The organism is Tepidicaulis marinus (assembly GCF_000739695.1).
GTDB classification, from domain to species: Bacteria; Pseudomonadota; Alphaproteobacteria; order Parvibaculales; family Parvibaculaceae; genus Tepidicaulis; species Tepidicaulis marinus.
Map to the genome: position 1 here is coordinate 114,976 of NZ_BBIO01000006.1, position 15,590 is coordinate 130,565.

The window sequence follows — 15,590 nt, forward strand, 5'->3', positions numbered from 1 at the left end:
CTATCCGGCGCTGCGCGGGGAAGAGGGCGCGCCGGCCGCGGGCTGTGTTTCGCTGCGGCGGCCGACCAGTCTGTCCGCTTCTTCGGTGACGGCATTCAGCGCTTCTTCCACTTTCTTTCTGGCCTCTTCCAAAGCCTCGCCGCTCGCATCGCCCGGCACATAGATCGGCTCGCCCCACACAAAAGCGCCTTTGGAAAAAGGCAGGTTGATCTGATAGCGGTCCCAATTGTTGAGCACGATGCGCGCTTTTGTCGTAACGGCGATGGGCACGATGGGCCGGCCGGAAAGCCGTGCCAGCGCCACGATCCCTTCGCCTGCGCGGCGGGCGGGTCCGGGCGGCAGGTCCGCCGTCATGCCGATGGAAACATCGTTTTGCAGCGCCCGCACCATGCCGCGCAAGGCAACCGCGCCGCCTTTGTCTTTGTTCTTAGGTTTTTTCTTTGCGCCTTTCGGCACGCCCGCCCCGCGAATGGTCGAAAGGCCGAGGCGGTGCATCAGCCGGGCGATAATTTCCCCGTCGCTGGAGCGGGAGACGAGGATCGCAAGCTCGCGCCAATTGTGCCAGAAGGGCGGCGTGAGCATGTTCTGCCCGTGCCAGGTGGTGCAGATAAAGCTCTCATTGTTCTTCCAGAAGCGTTCGGGCACATCCGGGCGGCGGATGATGAAGCGGCTCGTATAGCGCACGAGGCGGATATAGAACGCGGCGATAAAGGCCGCCGTGCTTTGGAAGGCACTGCTTTTTACAAGGCGCTTCAAGGGAGACATGCTCATTCTCCGGCAGCAGCTTGTTCTGTGCCTTTCAGCGGCACGTCTGCGGGCGTTTGCGTTTCACTGCCGTCATCCTGCGCGAATTGCGTCTGATAAAGCTCCGCATAAAGCCCGCCTTTGGCAAGCAGCTCGCTATGGGTGCCTTGCTCGAGCACGCGCCCGCCATCGATCACATAAATCCGGTCCGCATGCATGATGGTGGAAAGCCGGTGCGCGATGACGAGCGTCGTGCGCCCTTTCATCAGCGTGCTCAAGGCTTCCTGCACTTGCTGCTCGGAGGCGGTGTCGAGTGAGGAGGTTGCTTCATCGAGCAGCAGAATGGGCGCATTTTTGAGCATGGCGCGGGCAATGGCGATGCGCTGGCGCTGGCCGCCGGAAAGTTTCAAGCCGCCTTCGCCGACCACGGTGTCATAGCCGTCTTTGAGGGCGAGAATGAACTCATGGGCGGCGGCGGCGCGGGCAGCGGCCTCGATCGCCTCTTGTGAAGTATCCGGCACGCCGTAAGCGATATTGGCGCGGATCGTATCGTCGAAGAGGAAGGGTTCCTGCGTGACGAGCGCGCTCGCGTCCCGCAGGCTTGAAAGCGTCACATCGCGCACATGCTGCCCGTCGATGAGAACCCGCCCGCTTGAGGTGTCATAAAAGCGCGGCACGAGATTGAGGATCGTGCTTTTGCCCGCCCCCGAGGGGCCGACAAGCGCGACGGTTTTGCCATGGGGCACGTCGATATCGACGGCGTGAAGCGCCTCGGTCCCGTCCCGGTAATGAAAGGAGACATTCTCGAAGCGGATTTCCCCGGAGCTGACTTTCAACGGCGCCGCGCCCGGCATATCGGCGATTTCGGCTTTTTCATCAAGCACGGGGAAGATGCGCGAGGCAGCCGCCGCCCCTTCCTGCATCACGGTGCCCTGGTTCGCCACGGCTTTGAGCGGCTGATAGGCGAGCAGCAGCGCCGAGCCGAAACCCATGAACTCGCCCGAGGTCATGGCGCCCGTGCCGCCCTGATAGCCCGCATAATAAATGACGGCGGCAAAGCCGAGACCGGAAAAGGCTTCCGTCAGCGGGCTTGCGGCGGCGCGCGCGCGTACCGCTTTCATCCGGTGTTCGAGGACTTTGAGGATCGTTGCCTGCGCCCGGTCCGTCTCATGACTTTCCTGGCCATAGGCTTTCACCACGCGGATGCCTTTCAAGGCTTCGGAAATCAGCGAGGAAAGCGTTGCCGTCTCATTGAGGTTCTTCGTCGTCGCTTTGCGCGTGCGTTTGCCGATGCGGCGCAGGAAGACGACTATGAGCGGGCCGACGCAGGTGGCAAGAATGGTAAGCAGCCAGTCGAGATAGATCATGTAGGCCAGAAGGCCGACAAGCATGATCAGATGGCGCGTCATGTTGACGATGGTCTGCGACATGGCGGACTCAAGCCGCGTCACATCGTTCAGGAAGATCGAGATGAAACGGCCCGAATGGGTTTGCTGCACCCAGCCGAGATCGGACCAGACGAGCTTTTGAAAAAGATTGCGCTGCAAAGCGGCAATCATGTTCTGGCTCATCGTCGCCATGAAGATGTTGGAGATGTAGGTCGCAAAGGCGCGCACCACCATGATGAGAGCGGCGGCCCCGGCGATATAGGGAAGCACATCCATCGAGGAGCCGAAGGACATATCCTCCGTCAGCCCGCTATCTGCGAAAGGCACGTCGATCTTCAGATCGGTGGAAGGATCGGCGACGAAAAGCAGATCGATGGTCTGCTGCAGGAGAAAGGGCAGGGCCGGGCCGACGGCGCCCACCACGATATTGGCGGCAACGGCGGTCAGGATGTGCCAGCGGTAGGGGTAAAGATACTGGGCCGCGACCCGGCGGGCGGCGGCGAAAGCCGAAAGCTCTTTTGCCTCGTCCCTGCCTGCCGTCTTGCCGGCATTCTGGCCCGCATTCTCAACCACGTCGTTACCCACGTTCGTACCTGCGTCTTTGCCCGTTCGCGCTCTCTGCCGGGCCGGAAAAGAGCCCTTTCAAGGTGCGCGCGACCATATCACGGGGCTTTGGGGCCGTCACCCGGCATGGACCTTAAGATCAGGCAGCATAATCACTTTTTGGTGCCGCCGCTTGTCAGTGCCGGGCGGTTTAATGGTCGTTTTCCGGATCGAGCAGCTTATGCAGATGCACGATGAAATAGCGGGTGCGGGCGCTGTCCACGTTTTTCTGGGAAACGTCCTTCCAGGCGTTATAGGCGCTGGCATAATCGGGATAGATGCCCACCACATCGAGCTTGTTCACATCCTCGAACGTCACCCCTTGCAGGTCCGACAACTCGCCGCCGAAGACGAGATGGAGAAGCTGTTTGTCGTCGCTCATGAAAGAACCTCGCCGGTCATCTTAAGGGGAGCGCTGAATTTACCATGTTTGCGCGGGACTGGCATCCGGCATTCGCCTGAGCCTTGCACTCTTGGAGGGATAAGCCCTTCGCCTTAAGGAAGCGTGATCTTGCCGGTCCGCGCGATGATCGCCTGATAAAGGGCGGGGCCCGCGGCAATGAAGCTGCGGTGCTTCGTGTCTTCCCGGTTATAGATGAGCGGGGCGCCCTGATGATCGGTGACCTTGCCGCCTGCTTCGTGGATCAAGAGATCGGCGGCGGCAATGTCCCAGTCGTTCTTGCGGTTGAGCGCCATGGCGGCATCCGCCTGCCCGCAGGCGACAAGCGCGAGGCGGTAGGCAACGGAATTGCGGTCCACGATCTCCATCTCCGGCCAGGGCTCGCGCCAGGCCGGGTGCTTGAACATCGGTCCGAAGGCGGCCATGCGGCAGCCATCTATCGCGTCGCAGGCGCTCACCTGAATGGGCGCGCCGTTGAGCCGCGCACCGCCGCCCGACACCGCTTCGAAAAACTCGTCCATCGCCGGATTGAAGACCGCGCCGAGAACGGGCCGGCCTTCTTCCACCAGCGCGCCGCAAATCGTGAAATGCGGTTTGCCTTTGATGAAGGCGCGGGTGCCGTCGATGGGATCGATGACCCAGACGCGGGTCCGCGTCAGGCGGCGCGCATCGTCTTCGGTTTCCTCCGAGAGCCAGCCGTAACCCGGCCGTGCGTCTTGCAGCCGCTCGGCAAGGAGCGCATTGACCGCAAGATCGGCCTCGCTGACCGGATCGCCCTTGCTCTTTTCCCAATGCTTGGCATCGGCCTTGTAATAGGTCAGCGCCAAGGCGCCGGCCTCGCGCACGGCCTTGCATAAAAGCGCGTGATCCTCCGCCCGCTCATTAGGGGCGGTGTGCTGATCAGTTCCCGGCAACGGTCATTCCTTCGATGCGCAGAGTCGGCGCGTTCATGCCGTAGCGGAAGGTGAGATCACTGGCAAGGGTAAGGTGCGCGAACATCTCTTTCAGATTGCCGGCAACGGTGATCTCGCTCACCGGATAGGCAAGCTTGCCTTTCTCGATCCAGAAGCCCGACGCGCCGCGGCTATAATCGCCGGTGACGCCATTGACGCCCATGCCGATCATCTCGGTCACATAAAGCCCGTTTTCGATATCGCCGATCAGCTCTTCGGGCGAAAGCGTGCCCGCTTCCATATAAAGATTGGTGGGGCCGGGGGACGGCGGGGCGCCCGTGCCGCGGCTTGCATGGCCCGTGCTTTTCAGCCCGAGCTGCTTGGCGGTGGAAATGTCGAGCAGCCAGGTTTTCAAAACCCCGTCTTCGACAATGGCCTGCCGCGTGGTTTGAACGCCTTCACCGTCGAAAGGCTTGGAGCGCAACCCGCGTTTTTTCAAGGGATCGTCGATAATGCGCACACCCTTGGCAAATACCGCCTCGCCCATCTTCTTTTGCAAAAAGCTCGTGCCGCGCGCAACGCTTGCCCCGGAAATCGCCCCGGCGAAATGGCTGAGCAAACCGTTGCTGACGCGCGGATCGTAGATGATGGGCACGGCTTGTGATTTGACCTTGCGCGCACCGAGCCGACGCACGGCTTTTTCACCCGCGCGCCTGCCGATTTCTTCTGCCGCTTCCAGGTCTTCCAGAAACCGGGCGGAGGAAAAATCATAATCCCGCTCCATCGCCGTGCCTTCCCCGGCAAGGACGGAAGCGGAAAGCGAATGCGTGCTGCCCGTATAAGAGCCGGTGAAACCCGCGCTTGTCGCAAGATAGACGGAGCCGCGCCCGAAGCTTGCCCCGGCGCCGCTCGAATTCGTCACGCCTTTTACGGCAAGGGCGGCCTCTTCCGCGCGCAGCGCCGTCTCCATCAAGGTTTCGGCGGGCACATCGCTGCCATCGTCAAGCTCGAGATCGGGAAAGGCGGTGGCCAGAAGCTCCTTGCCCGCAAGCCCGCAATAAGGATCGGGCGGGGCGACCTTGGCCATGGCGACGGCGCGCTCGGTCAGCGCGCTCAAGGTCTCGGGCAGAAAGTCGGTGGAGGAGACAACCGCCTGGCGCTCGCCCACGAAAACCCGAAGACCGAGATCGCGCCCTTCCGAACGCTCGATGTCTTCTGCCTTGCCGAGACGGCAGGAGGCGGAAAGAGATGTGCTTTCGAAGAGAACGGCCTCGGCGGCATCCGCGCCGGCCGCGCGGGCGGCTTTGACCAGATGGTGAACGATGTCGAGAGGTTGTGTGGACATGAAAGCTCCTGAGAAGGGGGCCGGACGAAATAGCCCCCGTCCTTATATAGGGCGGGGGCCGGGTTTCAAAATCGGGCGCTTGAAATGCCGCTATTGCGCGCTGGTACTCAAATAAAAGCGTAATAAAGGCAGCCGAGCCCGGCGACGAGCAGCGCCACCCAGGTCAAAAGCGTGCCGACAAGGCGCGGCGGCGAGCTGTCGGAGGTGCGCGAGACGCCGATTGCGTGAAGAAGACGGCCGAGGGTCAACAGCACGCCGATCCCGTGAATGACCCAGATCGAGGCGCCGAGCGAGGCGACGACGAGAAGGCCGATCAGGCCGATAGGCGTATATTCCACATTCGTGATGTGGGCGCGGCTGGCATTGTAAAGCCCGCTATCCTCGCCCGTGCCGGTCATGACTTTCGCGCGCACCCGGTTCGATGAAACGCGGTAGGCCAGAATGAGATTGAGAAGAATGTTGAGCCCGGCATAAAGGCCGAGCATCTGCAATGCATAAGCTGTCATTTTGTCCCTCCCGGAGAAATCTCCGTCCCCTTGCGCCCGGCGCTTTCACCGGGCTGATTCGTTTGTGCCGGATAAAAGTTTATCACGGCCCGGCCCGGGGCGGGGCGGCGGACGATGGCGCGGCTGTTTTCCAGGTTCCCGGCAGGCTCCCGGCAAATCCCCGGCAAATCCCCGGCAAATCCCCGGCAAATCCCCGGAAAATCGGGAGAAATTTGCAAAGCGGCGAAAAAGTTAACTCCTCGCAAACCTTGCCCGCCTAGGCTGGAGGCATGAGCGATTGGTGGACGAAAAACATGACACGGGCCGGGGCCCGCCGGAATTGGCGCGATGGCGAAATCGACGCCGATCCCTATCTCATGCCCGCTTACACGGCAGGGCCCGCGCAGGATCTGCCGCGCCGCGCCGCCGGCTTCATCCGCTATGCCGCGATCTACCGGGACATGGTGGTGGTGAACGATTCATCGCCGCTTTTCGGTGTCTGGACCTGGCGGGAAAGCACCCGCGGCTATAAGGGCGTCTCCATCCGCGTGGCCTACCGGCGCGGGGAGACGAAAGAGCCCGTCATCATCGTCGAGCTTATTCATCCCGATGCCGCCAAAAACGTGCTGCTTCATGTGTCTTTCGACGGGGCCGACGCTTCGGCGCGCTGGCGTTCCTGGTCGAAGGAGCTCGGCCTTCCCGCCCTCGTGGAAGACAGAAGCGGGGAAACCCGCCTGGCCGATCCCAAACTCGGGGGCGTCTTTCTCGGCGAGCCCCAGCCGCATAAAAGGGCAAGCGCGCTTTCCGCCCGCCGCCCCCTTTCCTTCGGCTATACCGGCCGCGGGCGCTATTGGCCCGACCGTTTGGTGACCGGCACCCGCCCGCACGCTTACTGAGCCGATTTGCGCCTTACGCGACCTTCGTGAAATCCGGCGCGCGTTTTTCCGCGAAGGCTAAGGCCGCTTCGGCGAATTCGGCCGTTTGCAGCTGCGCGCCGAATATCTTGCTTTCGCCGTCCATGCGCGCGGCGATTTCAGCCAGTTCGCCGCGGGCAAGTTTCTTTGTGGCTTTGACCGCGCCCGGCGCTTTGGCGGCAAGAGCGCTGGCGGCGGCGCGGGCGGTTTTCATCAGCTCCGCGTCCGGCACCGTGGCCGCGACAAGGCCGATGCGCTCGGCTTCTTCCGCCCCGACTTTGCGCCCGAGAAGGAACATCTCATTTGCCTTTTGCGTGCCGATGGCGCGCGGCAAGAGGAGGCTGGAGGCCGCTTCCGGCACAAGGCCGAGATTGACGAAAGGCGTCTGGAACGTCGCAGCTTCACCTGCATAAACAAGATCGCAGTGCAAAAGCATGGTCACGCCGACGCCGATGGCAAGCCCGTTCACTGCGGCGATGAGCGGCTTTTCACAATAAAGAATGGCCTTGAGATACCGCGCGACCGGCGGCTCGCCGTCGCGCGGCGCGCTGCCCGCGCCGGCAAAATCGGCAATGTCGTTGCCGGCCGTAAAGGCATCGCCCGCGCCGGTCAGCAGAATGACACGCACATTCTTGTCGTCCTGCGCGGCGTTGATGGCATCGGCGGCCGCGCCATACATCGCCTGCGTCAAAGCGTTTTTCTTTTCCGGCCGATTGAAGGTCAGGGTCAAAATGCCGTCGCTGAGCTCCTGGCTCAAATGCTCGCAAGCCTGTGTCATGGGGCGTACTCCTTAAGCTGAGGGGGAAGAGAGAGCGGCAGGCAGCGGCGCGCTTTTGCCGCCGCTCCCGCGTTCGATGATGGACAGAAGAAAGGTTTCGATGAGCCGGGCTTCCTCGGCGCTGAGGCCTGCCAGAAGCTCCGCATTGGCTTTTTGAACTTCCGGCCCGCCTTTTTTCACGAGCCGCTTTCCTTCGGCGGTGATGAAAAGCCGCGTGGCGCGCCCGTCTTCGGTATCCGCCATACGCCGCACGAGGCCGGCTTTTTCCAGCCGCTGCGCGAGTGTCGTTACCGCCGAGCGGTTCATGCGCATGGCACCCGCCAGATAGCTCATCAGGCAGCCATCGTTTGCCTTGATGATGAAAAGCGCGCTCATCTGCACCGAACTGATGCCGAGCTTTTCCATCAGCTTTCGGTCCGCTTCCTTGAAAAGCGTGTGATGGGCGAGATGCATCAGATGAAACAGGCGGGGCGGGCTCAACCGGCGCTCCATTTAATTCACGTATGAAGTAAATTGTACATAGGTGAATTAAATGGAGGAGTCAATGGGCGCCGAAAAGATCAGGGGGAGCAGAATGAATCAGTTCCACCGCACCCAGCGCCCGTGGAAATCGGCGCGGCCGATTTCGGTGTCGGTACCCTGCGGCCAGAGGCGGAGGCGAAGGGCGGCGGAGCTTGCGTCTTTCGCATCGGCTTCCATGGAAAACCAGGCAAGAGGCGCGTCATTACTTGTCTGCTCTGCGGCGCCTTTCATGATCTTTTCGATCTCAGCTTTCGTTTTCTGCGGCAGGTATTGCCAGACAATGGTGTGAAAGAGAAGCCGCACGCGGCCGCTCTCACCGGGCGTTGAAAAATACTCTGCGATCCATGCCGCTGCATCCGCTCTGTCCGCCTCAAGGCCCGCTTCAGCGGTCGCTTTCAGCGCGGCTTCTATCCGTGCAAGGCGTGCCGTCTGATCCGGCCAAATGTAGGAGAGCAGGCGTTCGCGCGCCTTAACATCCGAGGCGGGCAGGGGATTGAGATCGCAGCCCCGGCGCGCGCCGATTTTAAGCGGGGCGCCGAGCGGCGGCAGCGGTCCTTCCCAGCGCGAGGTGATGGTAACGGGCAAGGCGCCGTCCCGGCGGTGCATGCCTTCCGGCGTTTCAAGCTCGTAAGCATAGCGGTCGAAGGAAAGATTGAGCGACGCGCTGGCACCGATCTCGTAAATGTCGAGGGGCAGGCGGGTTTTCTCGGCGATATGAAGCGCCCCGCCAAGCAGCGCGCTCGACCGGGAGACTTCATTCGTCTGCGGCGCGCTTTCGAGCCAGGCCGTGAGGAAAGCGTCTTCCGCTTCTATCGCCGCCTCAAGCGCGGACTTGAGCGCGGCATCGTCCGCGCTCTTCGGCGGATAGACCTCTTGCAGCACGGCGCTGCCCGCCCGCCGCAGCGCATGGAAAGCCCCTGCCGCGCGCAGCGCCAGAGCATCGGCGGCAGGATCGCGTCCTTCTTCCGCGCTCCAGCCCAGCACTTTAGTGCCAAAGGCGCTCTTGCGGCTCAAAAGAGAAGGGAGCAGGCGGCAGACCCGCCCGGTGAAGGGCGAGCCCAGCGCCTCGCAAGCCGCGGCCTGCTTGGCAAAATGTTCCGGCACGGAAAGGCGCTCTTTGTTTTTGTTGGTTTCCAAAGCCGTACTCATGCGGCCTCCTCTGGTTCCCGGCCGGTGTAAAGCGAGGCGGGGCGGATGAGGCGGCCGATGCGCTGCTGCTCCATCGCATGGGCCGTCCAGCCGACGATCCGGCCCATGGCAAAGAGGGGCGTGAAGGCGCTGCGCGGCATGGCAAGCCCGTCGAGCAGCATGGCCGTGTAGAACTCCACATTCGTTTCAAGCGGCCTGTCAGGCTTGCGCGCTTTGAGGGCGGCAAGGGCGGCTTTTTCGACGGCCCGGGCGAGCGCCAGTTTCTCGCCCGATGGTTTGAGTTTTTCAAGCGCGGCTTTCAGCACATCGGCGCGCGGGTCGCGCACTTTATAGATGCGGTGGCCGAAGCCCATCAGCCGTCCGCCCTTGCCAAGGGCCTCCGCGATCCAGCTTTCCGCCCGCTCCGGCGTGCCGATCGCATCGAGCATATTGAGAACGGGTTCGGGCGCCCCGCCGTGAAGCGGCCCGGTGAGCGCGGCATAAGCGCCGAGCGCGGCCCAGTCGATGCCGGCCTGTGTGGAGGCGATGACGCGGGCGGTGAAGGTCGAAGCATTCATGCCGTGATCCATCACCGTGACGAGATAGGTGGTGAGCGCTTCTTCTCTCGCAGGCGCGGGTGTCTCCCCTGTCAGCATACGGAGGAAATCGGCGACATGGCCGCTACCCGCATCGGGGGCAAGCGGGGCTTTGCCTTCCTGCAGACGCAAAGCGGCGGCAAGAATGACGGGCACCGCGCCGGTGACGGCAAGATGCGGCGCGCTCTTTTCGCTGCCTTTCATCGCGGCAAGGCCGAGGCGCAGCGCTTCAGAGGTGCTCAAGCCTTCAAAGGCGGGAAGGAACGGGGCAAGGCGCGTGAAAGCCTCCTCCCGCGCGCGTCCAAGCGCGGCGCGGACGGCTTCGGCGCTTTCCGCCGGGCGGGCCTGAGCCTCCCCCCAGAAAGTTGCTGCCGCGCTTTCGAATGTGTGGGCGGCGGTGAAATCCTTCAGATGCGCGCCGCAGAGAATGAGCCGGCCCGCCTGGCCGTCGACGCGGCTCAGCGCCGTTTCGGCGGCGGGAATACCTTCAAGCCCGGTAAGGGGGGAGGCAGATGAGAGGTGCGTGTTCATGAAACCCTCCATAAGTGGCGATGTGGCGAGGTGTTGGGGCGCCGGAAAGACCGGCCGCTTGCCATCGAATCTGGGAGGGTTTATGGGTATGATCAATCTTGATTAAGCTAATCAATATAAAGATTTCTGCGATGAGCGCTGACAGCTCGGAAGACTCGGTCCTTTATCTCTCTGCCCGCGAGGCGGCGGCGGAGCTCGGCGTCTCACCCGCCACGCTTTACGCTTATGTGAGCCGGGGGATGATCCGCTCCGAGCCCGTGCCCGGCGCCCGGGCGAAGCGCTACCGCGCCGAGGATGTGCGCGCCCTTGCCGAGCGGCGCGCCCCGCCCGGCAAGGCGGAAAAGCGCCCGCGCCATGTCACAGCTTTCTCCGCGGCCCAGCCGGTGCTCGCCTCCGACATTTCGCTCATCGCGGAAGGCGGGCTTTATTACCGGGGCGTCGATGCGGGCGAGCTTGCCCGCCATGCGAGCCTTGAAAGCGCGGCGGGCCTTCTCTGGCAGACAGCGGATTACGATGCTTTTGCCAAAGACAATCTGCCGCCGCAGGTGCCGGTGCTGAAGCTGCTGGCCGATGAAGCAAAAGACGCTCATCCCATCGACCGCTGCATGGCGGTGCTGGCGCTGGCCGGCGCGGCGGATGAAGGGGCCTATAACCGCACCGACCAGGGTCTTGCCCTTGCCGCCGCCCGTATCACGCGGCTTATGGCGGCGCTTGTCTCGGGCGGGCCGCTTTCAGCGCGGCCCATTCACGATCAGTTCGGCGATGCCTGGGGGCTCGATGAAAAAGGCCGCGCGCTCGTGCGCATGGCGCTGGTGCTGCTCGCCGATCATGAGCTCAATGCTTCCACCTTCACGCTGCGCTGCGCGGTTTCCACGGGCGCGAGCCTTTATGACGGCACCATTGCCGCGCTTGCCGCGCTCAAAGGCCCGCTGCATGGCGGGGCCTCGGCGCGCGCCGCGCTGCAATTGCAAAAGCTGATGAAGAGCGGCGAGGTCTTGAGCGAGATTCGCGAGCAGGCGGCGGCGGGCGAGCGCTTTGCCGGTTTCGGCCACACCATCTACCGGGGCTGGGACCCGCGCGCCAAAGTGCTGCTCGAGGCGGTGGAAGAAAAACTCGGCGAAACCTTCTTCACCCGCGAGGTGCCCGCTTACGTGCAAAAGGCCGTGGGTGTTGCGCCCAATATCGATTACGGCCTTGCCATCCTCACCCATCTTTTGAAACTGCCCGCTCTTGCCGGCATCGGCCTTTTCGCGGTGGGCCGCTCCATCGGCTGGGCCGCCCATGCGCGCGAGCAGATGCGCGAGCGCACCCTCATCCGCCCCCGCGCCCTTTACACCGGCCCCGCGCCGAAGGGGTGAGCGTTCACGACGCCCCTTCCACCAGCTGCCAGACGGCGGTGTTTTTCACATCGAGGTCTTCTAGGCGCCGGTCGGTTTTGACCGCATAGGAAATGAGCTTTTCGATGTTTTCTTTGGGCAGGTACGTGCGGCCCGGATCGCCGATCAGGACCTGCTTGCCCTCGCGCATCAGCCCGCGCAGCCAGACCTCGATGCGCCCTGCAAGCGGCTGCTCGTAGCACATGTCGCCGACCAGCACTGTGTCCCAGTCCGCGCAGGGCGTGCCGACGAGATCTGCGCGAGTGGCGCTGAGCGTAACGCCGTTCGCTTTTGCATTAAGGCGGATCGCTTCATAGGCAAAGACGTCAATATCGGCGGCGAGCACCTCCGCCGCCCCCGCCTTCAGCGCGGCAATGGCGCAAAGGCCGGAGCCCGAGCCGAAATCGAGCACGCGCCTGCCGCGCACGGTTTCCGGATGATCGAGAATATAGCGCGAGACCGCTTGCCCGCCTGCCCAGGCGAAGGCCCAGAAGGGCGGCGGCAGGCCTTGTTCCAGCAGCTCTTCTTCCGTCAGTTCCCAAAGCGGCAGGCAGTCGCTTGCCAGATGCAGCGTGACTTCCGGGATCAGCGGCGGGGTGAGCAGTTCCGTCTCGCGTAAAATAAAAGCGGCGGGATCGCCAATCCGTCCCGCCGCTTGTTCTGTGTCTTGTTCGGCCTCAATTGGCACTTGAAAATCCTTCATCGAACGTGCCGGCCACCCGGCGGCGCGCATTATGCACGAGTTTGCCCGGCCCGTCTTCGTCATCCGGGCGCGAGGTCGCCATGCGCAGCACGTCCAGGTAGTTCTTTTTGCTTTCCATCTTATCGCCATAGCCATTGGCGATGAGATAGGCGCGCGTCTTGGGCAGGTTGTAGCAGGGCACCCACATCAAAAGGTGATGCTCGACGTGGTAATTCACCCAGTAAGGCGCAATAAAGGCGCGCGCCAGGGGGCCTGCCAGCGTCGTGCGGGCCTGGCGGAAAGGATCGTCATTGTCCGGCACCATGGCGTGCTCGGCAATGTTGCGCACCCGCGTGATTGCCATATGCCAGGTGAGAAGCGGCAAGACCCAGAGCGCGAAATAAAGATACCAGTGCCCGCTTGCCGCCAGAATGGCAAAGAGGATGACTTGAGCGAGCGTGGCGCGGCCGAGCTTGTTCCAATAGTGGAGGGCGCGTTCCTTGGCGCTCATCTCCTTGCCTTGGCCGCCGAGGGCGAGCGCATTCATGATTTGCGATTTGCGCTGCTGGTAGCCCGTCTGACCCGTCAGGTCACGGATCATTTTGCGCCGGAAGCTCTTCTTCGTGATGGGGAAGGGCGCGGAGAGAATGAGGTCCGGGTCGTTTTCCTGCTGCGTGTTCATATGGTGCTGCAGGTGATAGCGCCGGTAGGCCATGGTTTCCGCGCCCATGGGGTAAGCGCAGAGCCATTGGCTGAGAAACATGTTGAGCTTCGGGTTTTCCGTCAGGTTCCCGTGCGCCCCGTCATGCATGAGGATGGCAAGGCCGAGCTGGCGCGCGCCGATCAGCATCACCGCAAGGAGGAAGGTGAGGGGATTGGGCATCCAGACGAAAAGCGCCATGGAGCCGAAGATCACACCCCAGGCGTGAAGGACGAGCCAGATGCCGCGCAGGTTCGAGCGCTTGCGCACTTCGGCAAGCTGGGAGGGGCTCAGAAGCTCGCTTGTATTGATGCGTGCCGTGCTCATGCTGTCACCCTTTGATCCTTGGCAAGACCCTGGCCGGTCATCTTGCCCTGATAGCCGACCGCCTGCAGGCAGAATTGTACGATAGCGTCGATAACGTGATCGCCGTTGCCGTCAAGCTCGTGGCTTTCAGGGGCGAGCGGGCCGATCAGTGCGGAGGGCACCGCGCCGGCAATGCAGGTTGCGGCAAGGCGCGCATCGGCCACTTCGAAGCTTCCCTCTTCCAGCCCGTCTTGTATCACACGGGTGAAAATATCGGCATGGGTGCGCCGGAAGCGCCAGCGCTCTTCGGCAATGGCATTGTCCACGGGCTCGGCGAGGAGCGCATAGGCAAGCCGGCGCCCGCGAATGGCGCGGGTGGCGAAAGTGCGCACCACTTGCTCAAGGCGCGTCGGGGCCGGGGCGGTTTTGGAGGCGATGGCGTTCAAAATGCTCATCTCGCGGGCAGAGACCTCGCGGAAGACCTGCAGGCAAAGCTCGTCCTTGGCGGAGAAATAGCGGTAGAGCGTGCCGGTGGCCAGGCCCGCCCGCTCGGCGACCGGCGCCATCTGGGCACTGGCAAAGCCGCCTTCCAGCACGAGTTCGCGGGCGGCATTGATGATCCGCCGCCGGTTTTCCGCAAGCCGCTGGGCGACCGCCTCGGTTCTGCGATAAGCCAAGACTGAACCTCCATTCACCTGAAATCCGGTGAATGGTAGTTCGCTTGAATAAAAATGGCAATGAATGAAACAGCGTTCACTGCCCGGGCACGAAAAACCCCGGCTCAGATGTGAACCGGGGTTCAGGATTATATGCCCATGGGGCGAAGGCAGCCCGGAAAGGGCAGCGATCAGTCGGCGGCAAGGGCGGGGATAAACCCGGCCCCATCTTCGCGCTGGGGCGCTTCGGTTTTGCCTTTGGGCGCGGCGCCGCGGTCTTGGGTGTCCGCAGCGGCCTGCCAATAGGGAAGGCCGGCAAAGAACCCGGCGGCGATGGCGGCGCCATGGAGCCATTCTCTGAACATGGCACACCTCTCTCTGTTTGATGTCTCTAAGCCGCTGGCTAGAGCGGCATGTTGCAATGCAGCATATAAGATGCGCCGCAACATACCGCAAGGGCGGGCGCCTGCGGCATTTTTGCCGGAATAGGCCGAGCGTCAAAGAAGCGGCGGGCCGAGACTGCCCGCGATAATGGCAACGAAAACGATGATGCCGAGATCGCGGTTGGAGCGGAAGAGCGCCAGGCAGCGCGCGCCGTTATTGATGTCGAGCCGGGTGATCTGGCGGAAGAGATGCCAGATGGCAAAGCCGATCACGAGATAAAAGCCGGCGCCGAGCCCGGCCAGAAGTCCCGCCCCGATGAAGGAAAGCGCGGTGATGCTGTAAAACAGCCAGAGCCAGGGTTTGGTGCGCGCGCCGAATTTCAGCGCGGTGGATTTCAGCCCGAGCAGCGCATCGTCCTCCCGGTCCTGATGCGCATAGATCGTGTCATAGCCGATGGTCCAGGCAATCGCCCCGGCAAAAAGCACGAGCGGGGCAAGGGCGAGCGAGCCCGTCACCGCCGCCCAGCCCATCAGCGCCCCCCAATTCATGGCGAGCCCCAGCACGATTTGCGGCCAATAGGTGATGCGCTTCATGAAGGGATAGACGGCAATAATGCCGAGCGAGGCGATGCCGAGGCCGATCGTGAAGGCATTGAACTGGATGAGTACGAGAAAGCCGATAAGGGAGAGAAGCACCGCAAACATGAAGGCGGCTTTCGGGCTCACCGCGCCCGAAGGGATGGGCCGCGAGCGCGTGCGCGCCACCGAGCCATCAATGTCCCGGTCCACAAAGTCGTTATAGGTGCAACCCGCCCCGCGCATGACGATGGCGCCGAGGGCAAAGAGAAAGAGAAACCAGGGATCGGGAAAGGTGCCGAGCGGGCGCCCGTCCTGCAATTGGCCCGTCGCCTGCGTCGCCAGCGCCGCCGACCACCAGCAAGGCCACATCAGAAGCCAGGAGCCGATAGGCCGGTCCGCCCGCATCAGCCGCAAATAGGGCCGGGCCGCGCGCGGCGCCCAGCGGTCTACCCAATTGGCGGGCATGGCATCGGCGACGGCCTGATCGGCGTTTCGGGAAGGCTCGGCATTCTGCGTCATGGCGTGGGCAGGTTCCTGTCGTTGCAATGCGCCCCGATCTATAGCATGCCAGAGAAAAGAAA

The 15,590-nt window shown here is 62.9% G+C and carries 17 protein-coding genes; 2 read left to right on the forward strand and 15 right to left on the reverse strand.

All coding sequences use genetic code 11. The features are described 5' to 3' along the window. The 6 genes from M2A_RS07465 to M2A_RS07490 form a co-directional block, all read right to left on the reverse strand. Complete coding sequence (locus M2A_RS07465) at nucleotides 1-765, reverse strand: lysophospholipid acyltransferase family protein (RefSeq protein WP_045445206.1); 765 nt, start codon at nucleotides 763-765, stop codon at nucleotides 1-3. A 2-nt stretch (nucleotides 766-767) separates the two neighbouring features. Next, nucleotides 768-2,717 carry an ABC transporter ATP-binding protein gene (locus tag M2A_RS07470; RefSeq protein ID WP_081875464.1) on the reverse strand — a complete coding sequence of 650 codons (1,950 nt, stop codon included), beginning with the start codon at nucleotides 2,715-2,717 and terminating at the stop codon, nucleotides 768-770. 169 nt (nucleotides 2,718-2,886) lie between these two features. Then, on the reverse strand, nucleotides 2,887-3,117 hold the full coding sequence (locus M2A_RS07475; protein WP_045445209.1) for a DUF4170 domain-containing protein: 231 nt from the start codon (nucleotides 3,115-3,117) through the stop codon (nucleotides 2,887-2,889). A gap of 113 nt (nucleotides 3,118-3,230) precedes the next feature. Next, on the reverse strand, nucleotides 3,231-4,049 hold the full coding sequence (locus tag M2A_RS07480) for a 3'(2'),5'-bisphosphate nucleotidase CysQ (RefSeq protein ID WP_045445212.1): 819 nt from the start codon (nucleotides 4,047-4,049) through the stop codon (nucleotides 3,231-3,233). After that, nucleotides 4,036-5,373, reverse strand: coding sequence for a TldD/PmbA family protein (locus M2A_RS07485; protein WP_045445215.1), 1,338 nt, complete (start codon nucleotides 5,371-5,373; stop codon nucleotides 4,036-4,038). Before M2A_RS07485 ends, M2A_RS07480 begins: the two co-directional genes overlap by 14 nt. A gap of 107 nt (nucleotides 5,374-5,480) precedes the next feature. Next, the gene (locus tag M2A_RS07490; RefSeq protein ID WP_045445218.1) at nucleotides 5,481-5,879 is read right to left on the reverse strand and encodes an MAPEG family protein; all 399 of its coding nucleotides are present in this window, start codon (nucleotides 5,877-5,879) and stop codon (nucleotides 5,481-5,483) included. 269 nt (nucleotides 5,880-6,148) lie between these two features. On the opposite strand from M2A_RS07490, the gene M2A_RS17255 reads away from it, so the two are divergent. Further along, entirely contained in the window at nucleotides 6,149-6,754 is a 606-nt protein-coding gene (locus M2A_RS17255) for a DUF6101 family protein (RefSeq protein ID WP_052379291.1), read from the forward strand. A gap of 13 nt (nucleotides 6,755-6,767) precedes the next feature. On the opposite strand, the gene M2A_RS07500 is transcribed toward M2A_RS17255, so the two are convergent. The 4 genes from M2A_RS07500 to M2A_RS07515 form a co-directional block, all read right to left on the reverse strand. Then, nucleotides 6,768-7,550 (reverse strand): enoyl-CoA hydratase-related protein, encoded by a 783-nt coding sequence (locus M2A_RS07500; RefSeq protein ID WP_045445221.1) that lies wholly within the window; start codon nucleotides 7,548-7,550, stop codon nucleotides 6,768-6,770. 12 nt (nucleotides 7,551-7,562) lie between these two features. Then, on the reverse strand, nucleotides 7,563-8,030 hold the full coding sequence (locus M2A_RS07505) for a MarR family winged helix-turn-helix transcriptional regulator (protein ID WP_197052872.1): 468 nt from the start codon (nucleotides 8,028-8,030) through the stop codon (nucleotides 7,563-7,565). 99 nt (nucleotides 8,031-8,129) lie between these two features. After that, nucleotides 8,130-9,221 carry a DUF2332 domain-containing protein gene (locus M2A_RS07510; protein ID WP_045445227.1) on the reverse strand — a complete coding sequence of 364 codons (1,092 nt, stop codon included), beginning with the start codon at nucleotides 9,219-9,221 and terminating at the stop codon, nucleotides 8,130-8,132. Then, entirely contained in the window at nucleotides 9,218-10,327 is a 1,110-nt protein-coding gene (locus tag M2A_RS07515; protein ID WP_045445229.1) for a citrate synthase, read from the reverse strand. Before M2A_RS07515 ends, M2A_RS07510 begins: the two co-directional genes overlap by 4 nt. A gap of 131 nt (nucleotides 10,328-10,458) precedes the next feature. On the opposite strand from M2A_RS07515, the gene M2A_RS07520 reads away from it, so the two are divergent. After that, nucleotides 10,459-11,685 (forward strand): citrate synthase family protein, encoded by a 1,227-nt coding sequence (locus M2A_RS07520; RefSeq protein ID WP_045445231.1) that lies wholly within the window; start codon nucleotides 10,459-10,461, stop codon nucleotides 11,683-11,685. A gap of 4 nt (nucleotides 11,686-11,689) precedes the next feature. On the opposite strand, the gene M2A_RS07525 is transcribed toward M2A_RS07520, so the two are convergent. The 5 genes from M2A_RS07525 to ubiA form a co-directional block, all read right to left on the reverse strand. Further along, nucleotides 11,690-12,406: a class I SAM-dependent methyltransferase gene (locus M2A_RS07525; protein ID WP_081875473.1), complete on the reverse strand. Its 717-nt coding sequence runs from the start codon at nucleotides 12,404-12,406 to the stop codon at nucleotides 11,690-11,692. Next, nucleotides 12,381-13,412: a fatty acid desaturase family protein gene (locus M2A_RS07530; protein WP_045445233.1), complete on the reverse strand. Its 1,032-nt coding sequence runs from the start codon at nucleotides 13,410-13,412 to the stop codon at nucleotides 12,381-12,383. The genes M2A_RS07525 and M2A_RS07530 overlap by 26 nt, the downstream gene beginning before the upstream one ends. After that, the gene (locus M2A_RS07535) at nucleotides 13,409-14,068 is read right to left on the reverse strand and encodes a TetR/AcrR family transcriptional regulator (RefSeq protein ID WP_045445235.1); all 660 of its coding nucleotides are present in this window, start codon (nucleotides 14,066-14,068) and stop codon (nucleotides 13,409-13,411) included. Before M2A_RS07535 ends, M2A_RS07530 begins: the two co-directional genes overlap by 4 nt. Before the next feature lie 170 nt (nucleotides 14,069-14,238). Next, entirely contained in the window at nucleotides 14,239-14,412 is a 174-nt protein-coding gene (locus M2A_RS18160; protein WP_158597094.1) for a hypothetical protein, read from the reverse strand. Nucleotides 14,413-14,544: 132 nt separating this feature from the next. Continuing rightward, complete coding sequence (gene ubiA / locus M2A_RS07540) at nucleotides 14,545-15,528, reverse strand: 4-hydroxybenzoate octaprenyltransferase (RefSeq protein ID WP_045445237.1); 984 nt, start codon at nucleotides 15,526-15,528, stop codon at nucleotides 14,545-14,547. Nucleotides 15,529-15,590: the final 62 nt, after the last annotated feature.